Raw genomic sequence first — 20184 nt, 5'->3', positions numbered from 1 at the left:
GGGCCGGCGTCGTCCCCGGGGTTCACCCGGACGCCGCCGGGTGGGAGGATGGGGGCATGCTGGTTGCCTTCTCCGTCTCCCCGTCCGGCGGCGAGAACCCGAGCGGTTCCGTCCACGACGCCGTCGCCGCCGCCGTCCGCGTGGTCCGCGAGTCCGGACTGCCGCACGAGACCGACGCCATGTTCACCACGATCGAGGGCGAGTGGGACGAGGTCATGGACGTCGTCAAGCGCGCCACCGAGGCCGTGGGCCGCTACGGGCCCCGGGTCTCGCTCGTGCTCAAGGCCGACATCCGCCCCGGCCACACCGGTGAGCTGCAGGGCAAGGTCGAGCGCCTCGAGGCCGCGATCCAGCGGCAGGCGATCGAGTCCTGAGCGCTGCCCCCGCGGCGGTCCGCCTGCGGACCGCAGGACCGTCCGACGCCGGGGCCTGGTCCGCCCTGCACCTGCGCTGCCTCGACGAGACCTACCGTCCGCTCTTCGGGGACGCCTTCGCCGACCGGCAGCAGGCCGCGGCCGAGCGCACCGCCGGCTACGACCTCGCCCTCCTCGCGGACCCGCACGTGCGCACCCTCCTCGCCGTCGACGACGACGGGGCCGCCCTCGGGCTGGTCTCCGCCGGCCCGGCGCCCGCCGCGTGGGAAGGGCGGGCCGGGGTGCCCGCCCCTCTCGTCCCGCTGCAGCTGTTCCAGCTCTACGTGCTGCGGGCCGCCCACGGCACGGGCCTCGGCGCCGCCCTGCAGGAGGCCGCGATCGGCTCCGCGGACGCGTACCTGTGGATCATGGACGGCAACGCCCGCGCGGAGCGCTTCTACGCCAGGCACGGCTTCCGGGCCCTGGCCGAGTCCTTCCCCGCCGGCGGGCCCTGGACCGGGCAGCGCATGCACCGCATGCTGCGGACGGGGACCGCGTGAGCCGGGCGCCCCGCCGCTCGCGCACGGCGCCGGCGCCCGCCGGGCCCACCGGCCCCGCGGCCGGGAGCTACGAGATCTCGACCGGCACCGCCGAGCTCGTCCCGGACGCCTACGACCCCGGCTCCTGGGTGCTGCACGTCAACGGCGTCCCCTCCTCCCACGTGGACCCGGAGCACCCCGAGCGGCTGGACTTCGAGTACATGCGCTGGATCGCCGCGGTCGTGGACGCCCACCTCGCCGCCCACCCGGACCCGGAGCGGCTGCGGGTGCTGCACCTCGGCGGCGGCGCCTGCTCGCTCGCCCGCTACCTCGCCCACGCGCACCCGGCGGCGCGGCAGGTCGTCGTCGAGCTCGACGGGCGGCTCGCCGAGCTGGTCCGGGAGTGGTTCGACCTCCCGCGCGCCCCCCTGCTGCGGATCCGGGTGGGGGAGGCCCGCGCCGTCACGGAGTCGCTGAGCCCGGCCACCCGGGACGTCGTGGTCCGCGACGTCTTCGCCGGCGCCGTGACCCCCGAGCCGCTGACCACGGTGGAGTTCGCCCGGCACGTGCGGCGCGTCCTGGCCCCCGGCGGGCTGTACGTGCTCAACTGCGGCGACACCCGGGACCTCGCCGGGGCGCGCGCCGAGCTCGCCGCGCTGTCCGAGGTGTTCGAGCACGTCGCCGCCGTGGCGGACCCGGCGATGCTCAAGGGCCGGCGCTACGGCAACATCGTGCTGGCCGCCTCCTCCGCCCCGCTGCCGCTGGAGGGCTCGCCCGGGGCGGCCGCGCTCGGCCGGGAGCTGCTCGGCGGCGCGGTGCCCGCCCAGTACAAGGACGAGGCGTGGGTGCGCTCGTTCGTGGGCGGCACCCCGCCGCGCCACGACCCGGTCGCCGAGGGGGAGCGCGATGGCGCCTGAGCCCGCGACCGAGCAGGACGTGCGCGGCCTCGCCCGGCGGCACGGCCTGGACCTGGAGCCGGGGACCGTCCGGTTCGAGGAGGCGGGTCTGGACTACCGGGTGGCGTTCGCCGCCGCCTCCGGGACCGGCGAGCAGTGGGTGCTGCGGATCCCGCGCCGCCCCGACGTCGCGGCGAAGGTGGCCGACGAGCGGCGGATCCTGGACTTCGTGCGCCCGCGGCTCCCGGTCGCCGTGCCGGACTGGCGGATCGCGGGGCCGGAGCTCGTCGCCTATCCGCTGCTGCCCGGCCGGCCCGGTCTCACCCTCGACGCCGCGGGGCAGCCGGTCTGGCACTACGACACCGCCTCCCCGGAGCACGCCCGGTCCCTGGCGGAGGTCGTCGCGTCCCTCCACCGCCTCGACCCCGCCGCCGCCGCGGCGGCGGGGGTTTCCGCCGAGACCCCCGAGCAGGTGCGCCGGCGGTGGGCGGCCGACCTCGAGCGGGTGCTCGGGGAGTTCGACGTCTCCGCGGAGCTCGCCGCCCGGTGGCGGGCCTGGCTCGACGACGACGGGCTGTGGCCGCGCCGCACCGTCCTCACGCACGGCGAGCTCTATCCCGCCCACCTGCTGCTCGACGACAGCAGCCGCATCCTGTCCGTCCTGGACTGGACGACGGCCGGCGTCGGCGACCCGGCCCTGGACCTCATGTACCAGCACCTCATCGCCCCGCCCGAGTCCTTCGCGGCGACCGCCCGCGCCTACGAGGAGCTCACCGGCCGCCACGAACCCCGCCTCGCCGACCGCTGCGAGGCGCTCGTGGCCGCGGGACCCCTCAACTACGCCCTCTTCGCCCTGGCGTCCGGGGAACCGGGGCACCGGGAGGCCGCCGCCGCGCAGCTGCGTCCCTGAGGCCCCCACGCTCCTCCGCCCGGCCGCGCCCTATCCTGGCGGGATGGACAACCGCACCGAGGTCCGCGACTTCCTCGTCTCGCGCCGGGCCAAGCTCACCCCGGCCCAGGCCGGTCTGCCGGCCGGGGGCAACCGCCGGGTGCCGGGGCTGCGCCGCTCCGAGGTGGCGGCCCTGGCCGGGATGAGCGTGGAGTACTACGCCAAGCTCGAGCGCGGGGCGGTCGCCGGGGCCTCGGCCTCGGTGCTGGAGGCGGTCGCCGCCGCCCTGCGCCTGGACGAGACCGAGCGGGCGCACCTGCTCGACCTGGCGCGGGCGGCCGACGGCGTGTCCGCCGCACGGCGCCCGCGCCGCCGGGCGTCGCGGCAGGCGAGCTCCCGGCCGGGGCTGCAGTGGGCGCTGGAGGCGATCACCGGCGGGGTGGCGTTCGTGCGGAACCAGCACCAGGACCTGCTGGCCACCAACGCCCTGGGGCGCGCCTTCTACGCCCCGCTGCTCGGAGACGGCGGACGCACCCCCAACCTGGCCCGGTTCCAGTTCCTGGATCCGGCCTCCCGGGAGTTCTACCCGGACTGGGAGGTGTTCGCGGGCATGTGCGTGGCGATCATGCGCGCCGAGGCCGGCCGCGACCCGCACGACCGGGCGATGCAGGACCTCGTCGGGGAGCTGTCCACCCGCAGCGAGACCTTTCGCGCCCTGTGGGCCGCCCACGATGTGCGCACCCACGGCACCGGCACCAAGCGCTTCCGCCACCCGGTGGTGGGGGAGCTGACGCTGGCCTACGAGGAGCTGGCCGTCACGGCCGACCCCGGGCAGGTGCTGATGATCTACACCGCCGAACCGGGCTCGCCCTCGGCCGAGCGGCTCCGGCTGCTCGGATCCTGGGCGGCCGACCGGCACGCCGCCGTCCCCGAGCGCTGATCCGCGGCTGCGGCGCCCACCCGTCGTCGCTCCCCTGTTGCCCGAGGGGTCGCCATCGGCGAGAACGTGCCGCGCTGGACGCCGGAACGCGACCCGCCGCGTGTGCTGAACGTCGGAACGCGACCCGCCGCGTGTGCTGGGCGCGGAGGCGACCCTGCGGCGGCGTTCCGGTGGGGCCGGGGATCAGCGGGAGGCGCGCGAGGCCTCGACCGATGCCACGAACTCCCGGGCCAGCTCCACCAGCTCCTGGGTGCGCTCGATCTGCGGCATGTGCCCGGTGTCCGGGAAGACGTGCAGCCGGGCGCCGGGCAGGGCGGCGGCCGCGGCCTCGACGTGGTGGGCCGGCAGCACGGCGTCGGCCTCGCCCCACACCACGAGCACGGGCAGGCCCGAGGCCCGCACCTTCTCCAGCAGGGCCCTCCGCCAGCCGGGCAGGACGCCGATCACCGGCAGTCCGATGCTCCGGTAGGTGCCCAGGAACGTGGCCCGGAAGTCCGGCTGGGCGCCCACCCGTGCCGCGTGCCGCAGCAGCTCCGGGGTGGCCAGGGCCGGGTCGAAGAAGCAGTTCTGGTTCGACCGCACCGCGGCGGCCCGTGCCAGCGGCCGGAACCGGCGGCCCACCACGGGAAGCCGGGACAGCCCCGCCCACACCATGGGCAGGGGGGAGACGTTGGCCTCCCGGCCGAACCCGGCGCTGTTGGCGAGCAGCAGCCCCGCGACCCGCCCGGGGTGCTCGGCGGCCACGGTCATGGCCACGGCGCCGCCCAGGGAGTTGCCCATGAGGTGCACCGGTCGCTGCTCGCCGAGCGCGTCCAGCACGCCGACCACGGCGCGGGCGAACGTCCCGAGCCCCGGCCGGTCCGCGCCGGCGGGGGTGAGCCCGAAGCCGGGGAGGTCCATGCTCAGCACGCAGTGGTCCCGCGCCAGCAGGTCGTGGGCGGCCGACCAGTCCTCGAGGCTCCGGCCGATGCCGTGCAGCAGCACGGCCGGCGGCGCCTGCGCGGGCCCGGAGCGGCGGATGCGCACGGGCCGGCCGGCGACCTCCACCGTCGTCGTCGTGGCCACCGGGGTGCCGGCGGGGGAGTCCGCGGCGGGGACGGGGGCGTGCCGGTCGGTCATGCGTGGGCCTCCTGCGGGCGGGCGCCGCGGCGGGCCGCGGTGCGGGGGATCAGGTCGAGGGTGCGGGAGAGCGGGGTGCGCAGGGTGGTCGCGGAGTCCAGCAGGTAGTTCTGCCGCACCCGCCACGGGTGCCGGTCGCCCTGGCGCGGGAAGGCGCCGATGGCGCGCCGGACGTAGCCGGAGCTGAGGTCCAGCAGCGGCTGCTCGGCCATGCCCCGGGGGGCGCGCGGCACCACGGCCCCGGCGTCGTGGCGCTCCAGGTGCCGCAGCACCCTGCACACCAGCCGGTGGGTGAGGTCCGCGCGCAGGGTCCAGGACGCGTTCGTGTAGCCGATGCACAGCGCGAAGTTCGGCACGCCGGTCAGCATCGCCCCGTTCCACACGAACTGCTCGGCGAGCTCCACCGGCGTCCCGTCCACGGTCAGGACGATCCCGCCGAAGGGGAGCAGCCGCAGGCCCGTGGCGGTGACCACGAGGTCGGCCTCGAGGACCCGGCCCCCGCTCAGCCGGACCCCCTCGGGCACGAACGTGTCGATCGTGCCGGTGACCACCTCGGCCCGCCCCCGCTTCAGCGCCTTGAACAGGTCCGCGTCCGGAATGGCGCACAACCGCTGGTCCCAGGGGTCGTAGGACGGGGTGAAGTGCTCGGCCACGAGTTCCTCGGAGCCGAGGATGCGCGCGGCCCGGGAGGTGAAGAACGCCCGGGCCGCGGCCGGGCGGCGGCGGCAGAACTGGTACACGGCCGTGCTGAACAGGATGTTCTTGGCGCGGATGACCCGGTGGGCGAGCGCCGCGGGCAGGAGCCGGCGCAGCGCGTCGGCCCGCCGGTCCCGGCCGGGCACGGCGCTGATCCACGTGGGGGAGCGCTGCAGCATGGTCACGCCCGCGGCGGTCCGCGCCATGGCCGGCACGAGGGTCACGGCGGTGGCGCCGCTGCCGACCACGAGCACGCGCCGGCCCGTCCAGTCCAGGTCCTCGGGCCAGAACTGCGGGTGCACCACCCGGCCGCCGAAGTCCTCCAGGCCTGGCAGCGCGGCGTCGTGGCCGCGGTCGTAGTCGTAGTAGCCGGCGCACGAGTACAGGAACGAGCACGTCATGCTGCGCCGGTGGACGGCGCCGTCCTCGTCCCGCACCTCGAGGCCCAGGCTCCAGCGCTGCTCGGCGGCGGACCAGTCGGCCGAGACCACCCGGGTGCGGAGGCGGAGGTGCCGGTCGATGCCGAACTCCTCCGCCGTCTCGTGGATGTACGCGAGGATCGACGGGCCGTCCGCGAGCGCCTGCGGGTCCCGCCACGGCTTGAAGGAGTAGCCGAGCGTGAACATGTCCGAGTCGGAGCGCACGCCCGGGTAGCGGAACAGGTCCCAGGTCCCGCCGAGGTCGTCCCGGGCCTCCAGCACGGCGTAGGACAGCTCGGGGCGCTCGGTCTGCAGGCGGTAGGCCGCGCCGATGCCGGACAGGCCGGCTCCGACGACGACGACGTCCCGGTGGTCGGTCCCGCAGGGGGTCTCGCGGAGCGGCTCGCTGGCGGTGGAAGGTGCACGCATGCTTCCAGGATCGCCCGGCGCGCCCGCCAGGACTTGACGCTGCGCGACGATTGCTTGACCCTGGGCGACATGACGGTCATCCGGTCCGCGGGTCTGCGCGGCTTCCGCGCCGCGGTCGCGGAGCTCGGCGGGAACGCCGAGGCCCTGGCCGACGCCGCCGGGCTGCCCCGGTCGGCCCTGGACACCGACGACCTCCTGGTCCCCGAGCGGGCCGTCGCGCGGGTGCTGGAGACCGCCGCCCGGGAGCTGGCCTGCCCCGACCTGGGGCTGCGGGTCGCCGCCCGGCAGGACCCGGGGGTGCTCGGCCCCCTCGCGCTCGCCGCCCGCCACTCGGAGACGGTGCGCGACGCCCTCGAGTGCACCTCCCGCTACCTCTTCGTCCACGCCCCGTCCCTCGAGCTGGCGCTGGTGCCGGACCCCTACGGGGCCCGCGGGGTGACGGCGGTGCGCTACGGCGGCTCCACCGCGACCGCCCGGGACCCCGGGCGCGGCAGCCCGCAGGGCACCGACCTGGGCCTGGGCCTGCTGCACCGGGCCCTGAGCTCCCTGGTGGGGGGCCGCTACGGGCTGCGCACGGTCGAGCTGGCCCACCGGCCGGCGGCGCCGCTGCGGGTCTACGAGGAGTTCTTCGGGGCACCCGTGCGCACCGGCCGCCCCGACGTCCTCCTGCGGATCCCCACCAGCACGCTCGCCCGCCCGCTGCACGGGGACGCCGGGGTCCGGCAGGTGGCGCTCGCCTTCCTGGACACCCAGCTCCCCGGGCCCGGCTCCGCGTGGGCGCCCCGGGTCCGGGGCGTGCTGGTGCAGCTGCTCGGCACCGCGGCCCCGGAGATCGAGGCCGTGGCCCGGGTGCTGGACCTGCACCCCCGCACCCTGCAGCGCCGGCTCGCCGAGGAGGGCACCACCTTCGGCGCCGTCCTGGACGGGACCCGGCGCAGCGCGGCCCTGCGCTGGCTCACCACCACCGACGTCCCCCTCGGCCAGATCGCCGGGCTCGTGGGGCTCTCGGAGTCCTCGGCGCTCACCCGGTGCGCCCGCCGCTGGTGGGGCGCCCCGCCGCGGGACGTCCGCCGCCGGGGCGTCCCCGCCGGCTGAGGATGTCGCCGCGCGTCAACTTCCTGTCGCGGTGGGTCAAGCGGTGACCGGTGCCCGCCCGCACACTGGACAGCAGGCCCCGATCCACGTCCCCGACCCCAGGAGCAGCCCGTGTTCCCGTCCGCACCCTTCCGCTTCGCCGGCGCCACCGCGGTGCTCACCGGCGCCGCCTCCGGCATCGGCGAGCAGCTGGCCCACGGCCTCGCCGCCCGCGGCACCCACCTGGTGCTCCTCGACCGGGACGCCGCGGGACTCGAGACCGTCGCCGGGGCGATCCGCGCGGGGCACCCGGACCTGCCGGTGCGCACGGTCGTGGCCGACCTCGCCGAGCTGTCCGCGCTGCCGGGCGTGGCCGGGCGGATCCGGGCCGAGCACCCGCGGATCGACCTGCTGGTCAACAACGCGGGGGTGGGCCTGGGCGGGACCTTCGAGCAGGTCTCCGCCGAGGAGTTCGACTGGCTCATGGACATCAACTTCCGGGCGCCGGTGGTGCTCACCCGCGAGCTGCTGCCCGCCCTGCTCGCCGCCCCCGGCAGCCACCTGGTCAACCTCTCCAGCCTGTTCGGCCTCATCGCCCCGCCCGGGCAGGTGGCGTACTCCGCGAGCAAGTACGCCCTGCGCGGGTTCTCCGAGGGCCTGCGCCACGAGCTGGCGGGCCGGGTGGGGGTCACCGTGGTGCACCCGGGCGGGGTCCGGACCAGGATCGCCGAGACCGCCCGCACCCCGGCCGGGGTGTCCGCGGAGCGGGCGCGGAAGGACCGGGAGGACTTCGCGGCGCTGCTGAGCTATCCGGCGGAGCGGGCGGCCGCCGACATCCTGGGGGCGGTGGAGCGGCGCCGGAACCGGCTGCTCGTGGCGCCCAGCGCCGTGCTGCCGGACCTCGTGGCGCGAGTCCTCCCGGGCTCCTACTGGCCGGTCCTGCGGCACGCGCCCCGGGTCCTGAAGCATGCGCCCCGGATCCTGCGGCGTCTTCCCGGGCGGCGGCGCCGGGCCTAGGCTGAGCGCATGACCAGCACGCTGTCCGCCGTCGTCGTCGACTGCCGCGACCCCGAGACCCTCGCCCGCTTCTGGTGCGCCGCCCTGGGCTACGTCGTCCACGCGGAGGCCGAGGGGTTCGTGGGCATCGTGCCCGCGGAGGGCAGCGGCCCGCACCTCGACTTCGTGGTCGTCCCCGAGCCCCGGACCGCCAAGAACCGGCTGCACCTCGACCTGCGGGCCGTGGACACCGACCGGGACTCCGAGGTCGCCCGCCTGGAGTCCCTCGGCGCCCGCCGCGTGGACGTGGGTCAGGGGCCCGAAGTGACCTGGGTGGTGCTGGCCGACCCGGAGGGCAACGAGTTCTGCGTGCTCTCCGACCTCGACGAGGACTGAACCGGAAGGCTCAGGCGAGCACGCCGTCCACGTAGTACCACCGGCCGCCCTCGCGCCGGAACCGGGAGTTCTCCCGCTGGGCCCCCCGGGCCCCGTCCGGGCCGCGCCGGTGCGCGGTGAAGTCCACCCACCCCTCGTCGTCGAAGGGGCCGCCGCCCGTCACCCCGTGGACGTCGAGCCGGGTCCAGCGCAGCGCGGGGTCCAGGTCCACGGACCCCGGGCGGGTGCGCGGGTGCCACGTGGCCAGCAGATAGGCCTCGTCCCCGGCGGCGAAGGCGCTGAACCGCGAGCGCATCAGCAGCTCGGCCGTGGGCGCCGGGCGGCCGCCGTGGAAGCGCCCGCAGCACGCGCCGTAGGTCTCCCCGGTGCCGCAGGGGCAGCGGGCGTCGTCGTCGATCACGCCATCCAGCCCTCGACCACGCCCTTGCCGAAGAACACCACGAAGGCCGCCGCCACCACGTACATGAGCGGGTGGACCTCCTTGCCGCGGCCCTGCACGAGGCGGATGAAGACGTAGGAGACGAAGCCCGCGCCGATGCCGTCCGCGATCGAGTAGGTGAACGGCATGACGGCGAACGTCAGGAAGGACGGCACGGACAGGCCCCAGTCGTCCCACTCGATGCGCACGACCTGCTTGGCCATGAGGAAGCCCACCACGACCATGGCCGGGGCCACGGCCTCGAACGGCACCACGTTGACCAGCGGGGTGATGAACATGGCGAGCAGGAACAGCACGCCGGTGACCACGTTGGCCAGGCCGGTGCGGGCGCCGTCGGCGATGCCGGTGGAGGACTCCACGAAGATCTGGTTGGAGGACACGGAGCCCGCGCCGCCGGCGATCGCACCGGCGGCGTCCACCAGCAGGATCTTGTCCACGTTCTGGATCTGCCCGTTGCGGCCCACGAGCCCGGCCTGCTGGGAGAGCCCGACCATCGTGCCCATCGCGTCGAAGAAGATGGAGAGCAGGATCGTGAAGATCAGCAGCGCCGCGGCGAGCGCCCCGAGGCTCCGGAACGCCTCGAGCGGGGCGGCCGAGCCCACGAGGGAGAGGTCCGGCAGCGCCACGAAGGAGGTGGGGGCCGCGGGCACGACGAGCGACCACCCGGTGGGGGCGTCCACGGAGGAGCCGGACGGGACGACCGCCTCGAGCACGTGGGCGAGGATCGTGGTGGCGACCACGGCGATCAGGATCGCGCCGCGGACGTTGCGGACGATGAGGGCCACGGTCAGGAGCAGGCCGACCACGAACGTGAGCATGGGCCAGCCCAGCAGCGTCCCGCCGTCGCCGAGCTGCACGGGCACGGTGGTGCCGGCGGCGTCCGGGATGCGGCGCACGAAGCCGGCGTTCACGAAGCCGATCAGGGCGATGAACAGGCCGATCCCCACCACGATGGCGGTCTTCAGGGACGCCGGCACGGCGTTGAACACGGCGGTGCGGAAGCCGGTGAGCACCAGGACGAACATGATCAGGCCCGCCCACACGACCAGCCCCATCACCTGGGGCCACGTGAGCTGCGGGGTGGTCACGATCGTCACGGCGAGGAACGCGTTGACGCCCAGGCCCGTGGCGATCGCGAAGGGGGCGCGGGCCACGACGCCCATGAGGATCGTCAGCACCCCGGCGACGAGCGCCGTCACGGCGGCGACGCGCTCGCCGCCCAGGACGTTGCCGGCGCCGTCCGGGCCGTAGCCGAGGATCAGCGGGTTGAGGACCACGATGTAGCTCATCGCGATGAACGTCGCCACGCCGCCGCGGACCTCGCTCGTCACCGAGGAGCCGCGCTCGCTGATCTTGAAGAAGCGGTCCAGGCCGTTGCGCGGCGGACCGGAGGGAGTCTCGGTGGAGACGGAAGCGGAGGATGCCATGGCGGTCCTTCAGGCACTCGACGGGAGGGAGCACGACTCCACAGGGGACGCTCCCGGGCTGACGGCGGCACCGGCGTGCCACCGGGACGACACTACCTCCCCGCGTCCGGGCGCGCCGGGGCCCGTCCCCGCCGGGCCGGGCCCCCGTCGAGACGACGCCGGCCCGACTTCCTTGCACACATCGGGCCCCGTGTCCACCCCTGTGTCCCGTCACGACGGTTCGTGGCGGTTTGTGACGACCGGCGTGACTGTCCAGCGGGACGCGCGAACAATCGAGCGCATGACACAGACGACGCGCGCGCCCCGCGCTGCCCGGAAGCCGAAGCCCGAGGGGCAGTGGAAGGTCGACGGCCGGGACCCATTGAACCCGAACGAGGTCTTCAAGCAGGCCGACGACGGGCTCAACGTGCGCACCCGGATCGAGGAGGTCTACTCGAAGCACGGCTTCGCCTCGATCGACCCCCAGGACCTGCACGGGCGCTTCCGCTGGTGGGGCCTCTACACCCAGCGCCGGCCGGGCATCGACGGCGGGCGCACGGGCTCGTTGTCCGACGCCGAGATCGAGGACGAGTACTTCATGATGCGCGTCCGGCTCGACGGCGGGGCCCTGACCCGCGAGCAGCTGCGGGTGCTCGGGCAGATCTCCGCGGACTTCGCCCGGGACTCGGCCGACATCACGGACCGGCAGAACATCCAGTACCACTGGATCCGGGTGGAGGACGTCCCCGAGATCTGGCGCCGGCTCGAGGACGCGGGCCTGGACACCGTCGAGGCGTGCGGGGACGTGCCGCGCGTGATCCTGGGCTCCCCGCTCGCCGGGATCGCCGAGGACGAGATCATCGACCCCACCCCGGTGATCGAGCGGATCAAGTCCACCTGGATCGGCTCCCCGGAGTTCTCCAACCTGCCGCGCAAGTACAAGACCGCGATCACCGGCCACCCGTCCCTGGACGTGGTGCACGAGATCAACGACTGCGCCCTCGTGGGCGTGGTCCACCCCGAGCTCGGCCCCGGCTACGACCTGTGGGTCGGCGGCGCCCTGTCCGTGGTGCCGTTCCTCGGCAAGCGCCTCGGCGCGTTCGTGACCGAGGAGCAGGCCCCCGAGGTGTGGAAGGGCGTCACGAGCATCTTCCGCGACTACGGCTACCGGCGGCTGCGCAACCGCGCCCGGCTGAAGTTCCTGGTCCAGGACTGGGGCCCGGAGAAGTTCCGGCAGGTGCTCCAGGACGAGTACCTCGGCTACGCGCTCGCGGACGGCCCCGCGCCGGAGAAGGCGGCCGTCCCCGGCGACCACATCGGCGTGCACCGGCAGAAGGACGGCCGGTTCTACATCGGCGTGGCCCCGCGCGTGGGCCGCGTCTCCGGGGCGAAGCTGCTGGCCCTCGCCGACGTGATGGCGAAGTACGGCTCCGACCGGCTGCGCACCACCCCGCACCAGAAGCTCGTGCTGCTCGACATCGAGGAGGCCGACGTCGAGAGCGCCGTCGCCGACCTCGACGCCCTGGACCTGCAGGCGAGGCCCTCCGCGTTCCGCCGCTCGACCGTGGCGTGCACCGGCATCGAGTACTGCAAGCTCGCGATCGTCGAGACCAAGCAGACCGCCTCGGACACCATCGACGAGCTCGAGCGGCGGCTCGACGGCGTGGAGCTGCCCCACCCCATCTCGATGCACGTCAACGGCTGCCCCAACTCGTGCGCCCGCATCCAGACCGCGGACATCGGGCTCAAGGGCCAGCTGCTGCCCACCGAGGACGGCGGGCAGAAGCCCGGCTACCAGGTCCACCTGGGCGGCGGGCTCGCCGCCGACGACCGCGCGGAGGCCGGCCTGGGCCGGACCGTGCGCGGGCTGAAGGTGTTCCAGGACGACCTGGCCGACTACGTGGAGCGGCTGGTCCGGCGCTTCCTGGCCCAGCGCGCCGAGGACGAGAGCTTCGCCGAGTGGACCCACCGGGTCGAGGAGAGTGAACTGGCATGACCGGCACCGGAACGGGCACCCGCCCCGCCCTGCGCGACGAGCAGCAGCTGCGCGACCTCGCGGCGGCCGGCGCCGCGGCCCTGCACGCGGAGCTCGACGCCGAGGGCCGGGTCCCGGCCGAGGGGGAGGCCTCCACGGAGGAGGCCATCCGCTGGGTCGCGGAGAACTTCGACCTGCGCAGCGTCACCGTGGCCTGCTCGATGGCCGACGCCGTGCTCCCGGCCCTGGTCGCCGAGCAGCTGCCCGGCGTGGACGTGCTGTTCCTCGAGACCGGCTACCACTTCCCGGAGACCATCGGCACCCGGGACGCCGTGGCGCACATGCTCGACATCACCGTGGTCGACGCCCTCCCGGAGCTGACCGTGGCCGAGCAGGACGAGAAGCACGGCAAGGACCTCTTCGCCCGCGACCCCGGCCTGTGCTGCGCGATCCGCAAGGTGGCCCCGCTCAAGAAGTCCCTGGAGGGCTACGAGGTCTGGTTCACCGGCGTGCGCCGGGACGAGTCCTGGACCCGCACCAACGCCCCGATGGTGACCTTCGACGAGACCCACAAGCTCGTCAAGGTCAACCCCATGGTGCGCTGGAGCCTCGACGACCTCGTCGAGTGGTCGCAGAACCACGGCGTGCCGACGAACCCGCTGATGGCGGAGGGCTACCTCTCCATCGGCTGCGCCCCCTGCACGCGGCCCACCGCCCCGGGCGAGGACCCGCGCGCGGGCCGCTGGGCCGGCCAGGACAAGATCGAGTGCGGTATCCACCTGTGAGCGCACCCACCACGACGGAGGCGAACGTGACCACCCCCACCACCGCCCCGGCCCCCGCGGAGGCCGGCGTGCACAGCAGCCTCGACGCGCTCGAGGCCGAGTCCATCCACATCCTGCGCGAGGTCGTGGCGGAGTTCGACCGCCCGGCCATGCTGTTCTCCGGCGGCAAGGACTCGGTGGTCATGCTGCACCTGGCCGCCAAGGCCTTCTGGCCCGGGCGGATCCCGTTCCCCGTGCTGCACGTGGACACGGGCCACAACTTCCCAGAGGTGCTGGAGTTCCGGGACCGCACCGTGGAGCGGCTCGGCCTGCGGCTGATCGTGGCGAGCGTGCAGGACTACCTCGACGACGGCCGGCTGCTCGAGCGCGCCGACGGCACCCGCAACCCGCTGCAGACCCTCCCGCTGCTGGACGCCATCGCGGAGCACCGGTTCGACGCCGTGTTCGGCGGCGGCCGCCGCGACGAGGACAAGGCCCGCGCGAAGGAGCGGATCCTGTCCCTGCGCGACGAGTTCGGCCAGTGGGACCCGCGCAACCAGCGCCCCGAGCTGTGGAACCTCTACAACGGCCGGCACACCCCCGGCCAGCACGTGCGGGCGTTCCCCATCAGCAACTGGACCGAGCTGGACATCTGGCGCTACATCGAGCGCGAGAACATCGAGCTGCCGCCCATCTACTACGCCCACGAGCGGGACGTCTTCCGCCGGGACGGGATGTGGATGGCCGTGGGCGAGTTCTCGGCGCCGGCCGGGGCCGAGGCCGTGGAGCGGCAGACCGTGCGCTACCGCACCGTGGGGGACATGTCCTGCACCGGCGCCGTGCTCTCCGGGGCGCGCACCGTGGCCGACGTGGTGGCCGAGGTCGCCGTGTCCACGCTCACCGAGCGCGGGGCCACCCGCGCGGACGACAGGATCTCCGAGGCCGCCATGGAGGACCGCAAGAAGGACGGGTACTTCTAGACATGACTTCCCCCAGCACCGTGACCGGGCACGCCCCCGCGGCCGAGCACGTCCCCACGATCGATCCCGGCTCGCTGTTCCGCTTCGCGACCGCCGGCTCCGTCGACGACGGCAAGTCCACCCTGGTGGGCCGGCTGCTGCACGACGCCAAGGCGATCCTCGCCGACCAGCTCGAGGCCGTGGGCCGGACCTCCGCCGAGCGCGGCTTCGGCGGGGGCACGGGCCGGCTCGACCTCGCCCTGCTCACCGACGGCCTGCGCGCCGAGCGGGAGCAGGGGATCACGATCGACGTGGCCTACCGCTACTTCGCCACGGACCGCCGCTCCTTCATCCTCGCGGACTGCCCCGGCCACGTGCAGTACACGAAGAACACGGTCACGGGCGCCTCGACGGCCGACGCCGTCGTGCTCCTCGTGGACGCCCGGCACGGCGTGGTCGAGCAGACCCGGCGGCACCTGGCCGTCGTGTCCCTGCTGCGCGTGCCGCACGTGGTGGTCGCCGTGAACAAGATCGACCTCGTCGACTACGACCAGGAGGTCTTCGACCGGGTCGCGGCGGACGCCACGGGCATCGCCGCCCGGCTGGGGGTCGAGGACGTGCACGTGGTGCCCGTCTCCGCCCTCGAGGGCGACAACGTGGTGGAGCCCTCCGCGCGGACCCCCTGGTACTCCGGGCGGCCGCTGCTGCGGGTGCTCGAGGAGCTGCCCACGGTGGACGAGTCCGGCCGCGGCACCGCCCGCCCCTTCCGCTTCCCCGTCCAGTACGTCATCCGCCCCCAGGGCGGCACGGCCCCGGGCGCGGACGCCGAGCGGCTGCGGGACTACCGCGGCTACGCGGGCCAGATCGCCTCGGGCACCGTGGCGGTCGGGGACGAGGTCGTGGTCCTGCCCGCGGGCCGGCGCACCACGGTCACCGGCATCGACGTGGCGGGCACCGCGCCCGCCCCCGGAGCGCCCCTGCCCGGCGAGCAGCTCACGGAGGCCGCGGCGCCGCTGTCCGTGACGCTGCGGCTGGCCGACGACATCGACATCGCCCGCGGCGACCTCGTCGCGAGCGCCGACGACGAGCTGCCGGAGCCCGTCCGGGACCTCGTGGCCTCCGTGGCCTGGCTCGGCGAGCGGCCCCTGCAGCCCCGCGCCCGCGTGCTCGTCAAGCACGGCGCCGCCACGGTCCAGGCCATGGTCGTCGAGCTCGAGGGGCGGCTGGACCTCGAGGAGCTGGTGCTGCGGGACGCCGGCACCCTCGAGCTCAACGACATCGGGCGGGTCCGGCTGCGGCTGGCCTCCCCGCTGCCCGTCGACCCCTACGACCGGCTGCGGCGCACCGGCGCCTTCCTGGTCGTGGACCCGGCCACGGGCAACACGCTCGCCGCCGGGCTCGTGCGGGACGCCTGAGGTGGGCGGGCAGCAGCCGCCCGCCCTCGTCACGGTGACCGCCGGTGACGGAGGGCGCGCCGCCTCGGGCCGTCGCCGCCGGGGATGGCCGCTGGTGCTGACCGCGCTGGCGCTCCTGGCCGCCCTGACGGTCGCCGCCACCGCGCTGCGCGGCAACGGGACGCTCGCGGCCTGGGAGGCGGACGCGGTCGAGACCTCGGACGCCGCCGAGCTGCGGCTGGGCTACTTCGGCAACCTCACGCACGGCCCCGCCCTCGTCGGACTGGAGAACGACTACTTCGCCCAGGAGCTGGGGGACACGGCGCTGTCCGCGCAGGTCTTCAACAGCGGTCCCACGGCGGTGGAGGCGATGAACGCCGGGTCGATCGACGCCGCGTTCGTGGGCCCCAACCCGGCGATCAACTCCTTCGTCCGCTCCCAGGGCCGCTCGCTGGCCGTGGTCGCGGGCGCCGCCTCCGGCGGCGCGCAGTTCGTGGTGGGTCCCGACGTCACGGGCCCGGAGGACCTGGCCGGGCGCACCGTGGCGAGCCCCGAGTTCGGCGGCACCCAGGACGTGGCACTGCGCACCTGGCTTGCCGAGCAGGAGTACGAAGCCGACGGCGAGGGGGACCGCGCCGTGGCGATCACGCCCATGGCCAACGGCCAGACCATCCCGATGCTGCTGCAGGGCCGCGTGGACGGCGCCTGGCTGCCCCAGCCCTGGGCCACCCGTGCCGTCCAGGACGGCGCCCGGGTCCTCGTGGACGAGCGGGACCTCTGGGCGGACGGGCGCTATCCCACGACCGTCCTGGTGGTGCGCAAGGACTACCTCGAGCGCCACCCGGAGACCGTCGAGGAGCTCGTGCGCGGTCTGCAGCGGTCCGTGGACTGGCTGCACGAGCACGAGGCGGAGCCCGAGCTGCTGGCCTCCACCCTGAACGAGGGCCTGGAGAGCGCGCAGACCGAGACGCTGCCCGAGGCGACGGTCGCGGGTGCGCTCGAGGCCATCGAGTGGACCACCGACCCCCTCGCGGACACCTACCCGCAGCTGCTCGCCGACGGCGTGGCGGCAGGGACCACGGAGGAGGCCCCGCTCGAGGGGCTCGTGGACACCACGGTCCTGGACCGTGCCCGCGCCGGCGCGGAGGGGGGCGCATGAGCACCACCACCGCGATCCGGCTCCGCGGCCTCGGCAAGAGCTTCGCCCCCGAGGACGGTCCCGTCCTGCAGGACGTGGACCTCGACGTGGAGCGCGGGCAGTTCGTCGCGCTGCTCGGTGCCTCCGGCTGCGGGAAGTCCACCCTGCTGAACATCGTCGCGGGTCTCGAGGAGCCGACGGAGGGCTCCGTGACGGTCCCCGCGGAGGGCGCGGCCCTGATGTTCCAGGACGCCGCGCTGTTCCCCTGGCTCACGGCGCGGCGCAACGTGGAGCTGGCCCTCGAGCTGCGCGGGGTCCCCACCGCCCGGCGGCGGGACCAGGCAGGGGAGCTGCTCGAGCTGGTCCGGCTGCCGCACGCGGCGGACAAGCGCCCGCACGAGCTCTCCGGGGGGATGCGCCAGCGGGTGGCCCTGGCCCGGGCGCTGGCCCAGGACCGGGAGGTCCTGCTCATGGACGAGCCGTTCTCCGCGCTCGACGCCATCACCCGGGACCTGCTGCACGAGGAGCTGCTGCGCGTCTGGCGCACCACCGGCCGGACGATCGTGTTCATCACGCACAACGTCGCCGAGGCCGTGCGGCTGGGCCAGCGGGTGCTGCTGATGTCCTCCCGTCCCGGTCAGGTGGTCCAGGAGTGGGACACCCGCCCGTGGAAGGACCCCGAGTCCTACGGCTTCGAGGGCAGCGCGCAGTCGCTCGACGACACCCTCGGCGAGCTGACCCGCACCATCACCGCACGTCTGCGCGAGGAGATCAGCCGCCATGCGAAATGACACCGCCCTGCCCGGCGTCCCGGCCGCGCCGCCGGTGGCGCCCGCGCCCCCGGCACCCCGCCGCGGCGCGGAACGGGCTGTCCCCGGACCCGCCCCGGACCGGGCCGGTGACCCGGCCGGGACCGGTGAGGAGCTCGCCGGGCTCGACGCGCTGCAGACCGAGCGCACCCGGAAGACCTCGGTCGGCGAAGTGCTGCGCACCAAGGTCGCCCCGCCCCTGGTGGCCCTGGTGGCCGGCCTGCTGCTGTGGCAGCTGCTCGTCGCGCTCCTGGGCACCCGCCCGGACGTCGTGCCCGGCCCGCTGGACGTCGCCCGGCAGTTCGGCGCGCTGGTCGGCGACGGCACCGTGCTGGGCGCCCTGGGAACGAGCCTGTGGCGGGGGATCAGCGGCTTCCTGGTGGCGGCGGCGGTCGCCACGCCGCTGGGGCTGCTCATCGCCCAGTGGCGTGGGCTGCGCGACGCCGTGGGCCCGATCATCTCCGGGCTCCAGGTGCTGCCCTCGATCGCCTGGGTGCCCGCCGCGATCATCTGGTTCGGCCTGTCCGACGCCACGGTGTACTTCGTGGTGCTCATGGGCGCCATCCCCTCCATCATCAACGGCATGCTCGCGGGCGTGGACCAGATCCCGCCGCAACTGCGCCGCGCCGGGCACGTGCTCGGCGCCCGGGGGTGGACCATGGCCAGCAAGGTCGTGCTCCCCGCGGCCCTGCCCGGGTACCTCGCCGGGCTCAAGCAGGGGTGGGCCTTCTCCTGGCGCTCGCTCATGGGCGCCGAGCTCATCGCGATCGGCGGCTCCATCGGGTTCGGCCTCGGCTCCCTGCTGGAGCAGGGCCGGACGGTCTCCAACATGGCAGTGGTGATGGTCGCCGTGCTGTCCATCCTCGCCGTGGGCATCCTCGTGGAGCTGCTGTTCTTCAACCCCGTGGAACGGCGCCTGCTGCGCGGGCGAGGGCTGCTCGGGCACCGCTCGTGAGCCTCCGCACCCAGGAGATTCTGCGCCGGATTCACTACCCTTGTACCCGGTCTACGATGCGCGCGGTGGACGCCGTGCGCGCAATCGAAAGGAAGCCACGTGGCTGACACCACCACCCGCCCCCTGCGCGTCGCCATCATCGGCGCCGGTCCGGCCGGCATCTACGCCGCGGACATGCTCACCAAGTCCGAGCCCGTGAAGAACGGGGAGCTCGAGGTCAGCATCGACCTGTTCGACCGCTACCCGACCCCGTTCGGTCTCATCCGCTACGGCGTGGCCCCCGACCACCCCCGGATCAAGGGCATCATCACCGCGCTGCGCGCCATCCTCGGGCGCGGCGACATCCGCTTCTTCGGCAACGTGGAGTTCGGCCGGGACCTGACCCTCGCCGACTTCGGCGCCCACTACGACGCCGTGATCTTCGCCACCGGAGCCGTCTACGACGCCCCGCTGAACATCCCCGGCAACGACCTCCAGGGCGTGCACGGGGCCGCCGAGTTCGTGGCCTGGTACGACGGCCACCCGGACTTCCCGCGCACCTGGCCGCTCGAGGCCCGCGAGATCGCGGTCATCGGCAACGGCAACGTGGCCCTCGACGTCGCCCGCGTGCTGTCCAAGCACGCCGACGACATGCTTCTCACCGAGATCCCCGGCAACGTCTACCAGGGGCTCAAGGCGTCCCCGGTCACGGACGTGCACATCTTCGGCCGCCGCGGTCCCGCCCAGGTGAAGTTCACCCCCCTCGAGCTGCGCGAGCTCGCCAAGTCGCGGGACGTCGACATCGTCGTCTACGACGAGGACTTCCAGTACGACGAGGGCTCCGAGCTGACGATCGCCGAGAACAACCAGGTCAAGGTCATGGTCAAGACGCTCGAGAAGTGGCGGGCCGACGACTCCCCGAAGACCGCCTCCCGGCGGCTGCACCTGCACTTCCTGCAGAGTCCCCGCGAGGTGCTGGGGGAGGACGGCCGGGTCACGGGGCTGCGCATGGAGCGGACGCGCCTCAACGGCGACGGCTCCGTGTCCGGGACCGGCGAGTACGTCGACTACCCGGTGCAGGCCGTCTACCACGCGGTGGGCTACCTCGGCTCCCGCCTGCCCGAGCTGCCGTTCGACGACGGCCGCGGCGTGATCCCCAACGTCGAGGGCCGCGTGCTGGCCGAGGACGGGACCGTGCTGCACGGCCTCTACGCGACCGGGTGGATCAAGCGCGGTCCGGTCGGGCTGATCGGCGCCACCAAGTCCGACGCCCTCGAGACGGTCACCCACCTCCTGGAGGACCGCGCCGTGCTGCCGGGCGCCACCCGCCCGGACCCCGGGTCCGTCAACGACGTGCTCGAGGCCCGCGGCGTCGAGTACACCACCTGGGAGGGGTGGCTGGCCCTCGACGAGTACGAGCAGAGCCTCGGCCAGTCTTCGCACGACGCCGAGGGCAACCCGCGCGAGCGCGTCAAGGTGGTCGAGCGCGAGGAGATGGTCAGCGTCTCCCGCGAGGGCGTGGCGGAGCCGGTCTCCTCGCCCGTCTGAGCCGCAGCACCGCACCGCGGCACCGCACCGCCGTGTCGCGAGGGGCCGCGTCCTGCCGGGCGCGGCCCCTCG

Annotated in this window: 20 protein-coding genes; 16 read left to right on the top strand and 4 right to left on the bottom strand. The window is 74.7% G+C overall.

Features of this window, described 5'->3' with window-relative positions:
• Positions 1-56: 56 nt before the first annotated feature.
• From RF644_RS02215 to RF644_RS02195, 5 genes are read left to right on the top strand one after another with little or no spacing between them, the layout of a single operon-like run.
• Positions 57-374 carry a thiamine-binding protein gene (locus tag RF644_RS02215; protein WP_017833001.1) on the top strand — a complete coding sequence of 106 codons (318 nt, stop codon included), beginning with the start codon at positions 57-59 and terminating at the stop codon, positions 372-374.
• Positions 371-913: a GNAT family N-acetyltransferase gene (locus tag RF644_RS02210; protein WP_081994313.1), complete on the top strand. Its 543-nt coding sequence runs from the start codon at positions 371-373 to the stop codon at positions 911-913. The genes RF644_RS02215 and RF644_RS02210 overlap by 4 nt, the downstream gene beginning before the upstream one ends.
• Positions 910-1809: a spermidine synthase gene (locus tag RF644_RS02205; protein ID WP_368795182.1), complete on the top strand. Its 900-nt coding sequence runs from the start codon at positions 910-912 to the stop codon at positions 1807-1809. Before RF644_RS02210 ends, RF644_RS02205 begins: the two co-directional genes overlap by 4 nt.
• Positions 1799-2698 (top strand): macrolide 2'-phosphotransferase, encoded by a 900-nt coding sequence (locus RF644_RS02200; RefSeq protein WP_368795181.1) that lies wholly within the window; start codon positions 1799-1801, stop codon positions 2696-2698. The genes RF644_RS02205 and RF644_RS02200 overlap by 11 nt, the downstream gene beginning before the upstream one ends.
• 43 nt (positions 2699-2741) lie before the next feature.
• Complete coding sequence (locus tag RF644_RS02195; protein ID WP_368795180.1) at positions 2742-3617, top strand: helix-turn-helix domain-containing protein; 876 nt, start codon at positions 2742-2744, stop codon at positions 3615-3617.
• A gap of 183 nt (positions 3618-3800) precedes the next feature.
• Here the strand turns inward: RF644_RS02195 and RF644_RS02190 are convergent, their stop codons facing one another.
• A complete protein-coding gene (locus tag RF644_RS02190) occupies positions 3801-4736 on the bottom strand; it encodes an alpha/beta fold hydrolase (protein WP_368795179.1) in 936 nt (311 codons plus the stop codon).
• Positions 4733-6280 carry a flavin-containing monooxygenase gene (locus tag RF644_RS02185; protein ID WP_368795178.1) on the bottom strand — a complete coding sequence of 516 codons (1548 nt, stop codon included), beginning with the start codon at positions 6278-6280 and terminating at the stop codon, positions 4733-4735. Before RF644_RS02185 ends, RF644_RS02190 begins: the two co-directional genes overlap by 4 nt.
• Before the next feature lie 69 nt (positions 6281-6349).
• On the opposite strand from RF644_RS02185, the gene RF644_RS02180 reads away from it, so the two are divergent.
• The 3 genes from RF644_RS02180 (at position 6350) to RF644_RS02170 (ending at position 8746) form a co-directional block, all read left to right on the top strand.
• Positions 6350-7375 carry an AraC family transcriptional regulator gene (locus RF644_RS02180; protein WP_368795177.1) on the top strand — a complete coding sequence of 342 codons (1026 nt, stop codon included), beginning with the start codon at positions 6350-6352 and terminating at the stop codon, positions 7373-7375.
• A 111-nt stretch (positions 7376-7486) separates the two neighbouring features.
• On the top strand, positions 7487-8371 hold the full coding sequence (locus RF644_RS02175; protein ID WP_368795176.1) for an SDR family NAD(P)-dependent oxidoreductase: 885 nt from the start codon (positions 7487-7489) through the stop codon (positions 8369-8371).
• A 9-nt stretch (positions 8372-8380) separates the two neighbouring features.
• Complete coding sequence (locus RF644_RS02170) at positions 8381-8746, top strand: VOC family protein (RefSeq protein ID WP_368795175.1); 366 nt, start codon at positions 8381-8383, stop codon at positions 8744-8746.
• A gap of 10 nt (positions 8747-8756) precedes the next feature.
• Here RF644_RS02170 and RF644_RS02165 read toward each other — a convergent pair whose 3' ends face one another.
• Together RF644_RS02165 and RF644_RS02160 are read right to left on the bottom strand one after the other, a co-directional pair.
• Entirely contained in the window at positions 8757-9146 is a 390-nt protein-coding gene (locus RF644_RS02165; protein WP_368795174.1) for a YchJ family protein, read from the bottom strand.
• Positions 9143-10612, bottom strand: a complete 1470-nt coding sequence (locus RF644_RS02160) for an NCS2 family permease (RefSeq protein ID WP_368795173.1) — start codon at positions 10610-10612, stop codon at positions 9143-9145. Before RF644_RS02160 ends, RF644_RS02165 begins: the two co-directional genes overlap by 4 nt.
• A gap of 280 nt (positions 10613-10892) precedes the next feature.
• Between RF644_RS02160 and RF644_RS02155 the strand changes: the two genes are divergently transcribed.
• From RF644_RS02155 to RF644_RS02120, 8 genes are all read left to right on the top strand, one after another.
• Positions 10893-12587 carry a nitrite/sulfite reductase gene (locus tag RF644_RS02155; protein WP_368795172.1) on the top strand — a complete coding sequence of 565 codons (1695 nt, stop codon included), beginning with the start codon at positions 10893-10895 and terminating at the stop codon, positions 12585-12587.
• Entirely contained in the window at positions 12584-13351 is a 768-nt protein-coding gene (locus RF644_RS02150; protein ID WP_368795171.1) for a phosphoadenylyl-sulfate reductase, read from the top strand. Before RF644_RS02155 ends, RF644_RS02150 begins: the two co-directional genes overlap by 4 nt.
• Before the next feature lie 26 nt (positions 13352-13377).
• Complete coding sequence (cysD, locus tag RF644_RS02145) at positions 13378-14310, top strand: sulfate adenylyltransferase subunit CysD (RefSeq protein WP_368795170.1); 933 nt, start codon at positions 13378-13380, stop codon at positions 14308-14310.
• A gap of 2 nt (positions 14311-14312) precedes the next feature.
• Positions 14313-15704, top strand: a complete 1392-nt coding sequence (locus RF644_RS02140) for a sulfate adenylyltransferase subunit 1 (protein ID WP_242630454.1) — start codon at positions 14313-14315, stop codon at positions 15702-15704.
• Between the two features lies 1 nt (position 15705).
• Complete coding sequence (locus tag RF644_RS02135; RefSeq protein ID WP_368795168.1) at positions 15706-16842, top strand: ABC transporter substrate-binding protein; 1137 nt, start codon at positions 15706-15708, stop codon at positions 16840-16842.
• On the top strand, positions 16839-17612 hold the full coding sequence (locus tag RF644_RS02130; RefSeq protein WP_017833018.1) for an ABC transporter ATP-binding protein: 774 nt from the start codon (positions 16839-16841) through the stop codon (positions 17610-17612). The genes RF644_RS02135 and RF644_RS02130 overlap by 4 nt, the downstream gene beginning before the upstream one ends.
• Positions 17602-18585, top strand: coding sequence for an ABC transporter permease (locus RF644_RS02125; RefSeq protein ID WP_368795166.1), 984 nt, complete (start codon positions 17602-17604; stop codon positions 18583-18585). The genes RF644_RS02130 and RF644_RS02125 overlap by 11 nt, the downstream gene beginning before the upstream one ends.
• Before the next feature lie 99 nt (positions 18586-18684).
• Positions 18685-20112, top strand: a complete 1428-nt coding sequence (locus RF644_RS02120; protein ID WP_368795165.1) for an FAD-dependent oxidoreductase — start codon at positions 18685-18687, stop codon at positions 20110-20112.
• Positions 20113-20184 lie beyond the last annotated feature (72 nt).

The organism is Kocuria sp. CPCC 205258, assembly GCF_040981005.1.
GTDB classification, from domain to species: Bacteria; Actinomycetota; Actinomycetes; order Actinomycetales; family Micrococcaceae; genus Kocuria; species Kocuria rosea.
This window is presented reverse-complemented; position numbering and strand designations above follow the sequence as displayed.

What these genes read in the sequence shown, in the direction of transcription:
- RF644_RS02130 (WP_017833018.1), top strand. Translation starts at nt 16,839, where the DNA reads ATGAGCACCACCACCGCGATCCGGCTCCGCGGCCTCGGCAAGAGCTTC.
- RF644_RS02215 (WP_017833001.1), top strand. Translation starts at nt 57, where the DNA reads ATGCTGGTTGCCTTCTCCGTCTCCCCGTCCGGCGGCGAGAACCCGAGC.
- RF644_RS02160 (WP_368795173.1), bottom strand. Translation starts at nt 10,612, where the DNA reads ATGGCATCCTCCGCTTCCGTCTCCACCGAGACTCCCTCCGGTCCGCCG.
- RF644_RS02155 (WP_368795172.1), top strand. Translation starts at nt 10,893, where the DNA reads ATGACACAGACGACGCGCGCGCCCCGCGCTGCCCGGAAGCCGAAGCCC.
- RF644_RS02195 (WP_368795180.1), top strand. Translation starts at nt 2,742, where the DNA reads ATGGACAACCGCACCGAGGTCCGCGACTTCCTCGTCTCGCGCCGGGCC.
- RF644_RS02200 (WP_368795181.1), top strand. Translation starts at nt 1,799, where the DNA reads ATGGCGCCTGAGCCCGCGACCGAGCAGGACGTGCGCGGCCTCGCCCGG.
- RF644_RS02190 (WP_368795179.1), bottom strand. Translation starts at nt 4,736, where the DNA reads ATGACCGACCGGCACGCCCCCGTCCCCGCCGCGGACTCCCCCGCCGGC.
- RF644_RS02180 (WP_368795177.1), top strand. Translation starts at nt 6,350, where the DNA reads ATGACGGTCATCCGGTCCGCGGGTCTGCGCGGCTTCCGCGCCGCGGTC.
- RF644_RS02150 (WP_368795171.1), top strand. Translation starts at nt 12,584, where the DNA reads ATGACCGGCACCGGAACGGGCACCCGCCCCGCCCTGCGCGACGAGCAG.
- RF644_RS02125 (WP_368795166.1), top strand. Translation starts at nt 17,602, where the DNA reads ATGCGAAATGACACCGCCCTGCCCGGCGTCCCGGCCGCGCCGCCGGTG.
- RF644_RS02170 (WP_368795175.1), top strand. Translation starts at nt 8,381, where the DNA reads ATGACCAGCACGCTGTCCGCCGTCGTCGTCGACTGCCGCGACCCCGAG.
- RF644_RS02185 (WP_368795178.1), bottom strand. Translation starts at nt 6,280, where the DNA reads ATGCGTGCACCTTCCACCGCCAGCGAGCCGCTCCGCGAGACCCCCTGC.
- RF644_RS02140 (WP_242630454.1), top strand. Translation starts at nt 14,313, where the DNA reads ATGACTTCCCCCAGCACCGTGACCGGGCACGCCCCCGCGGCCGAGCAC.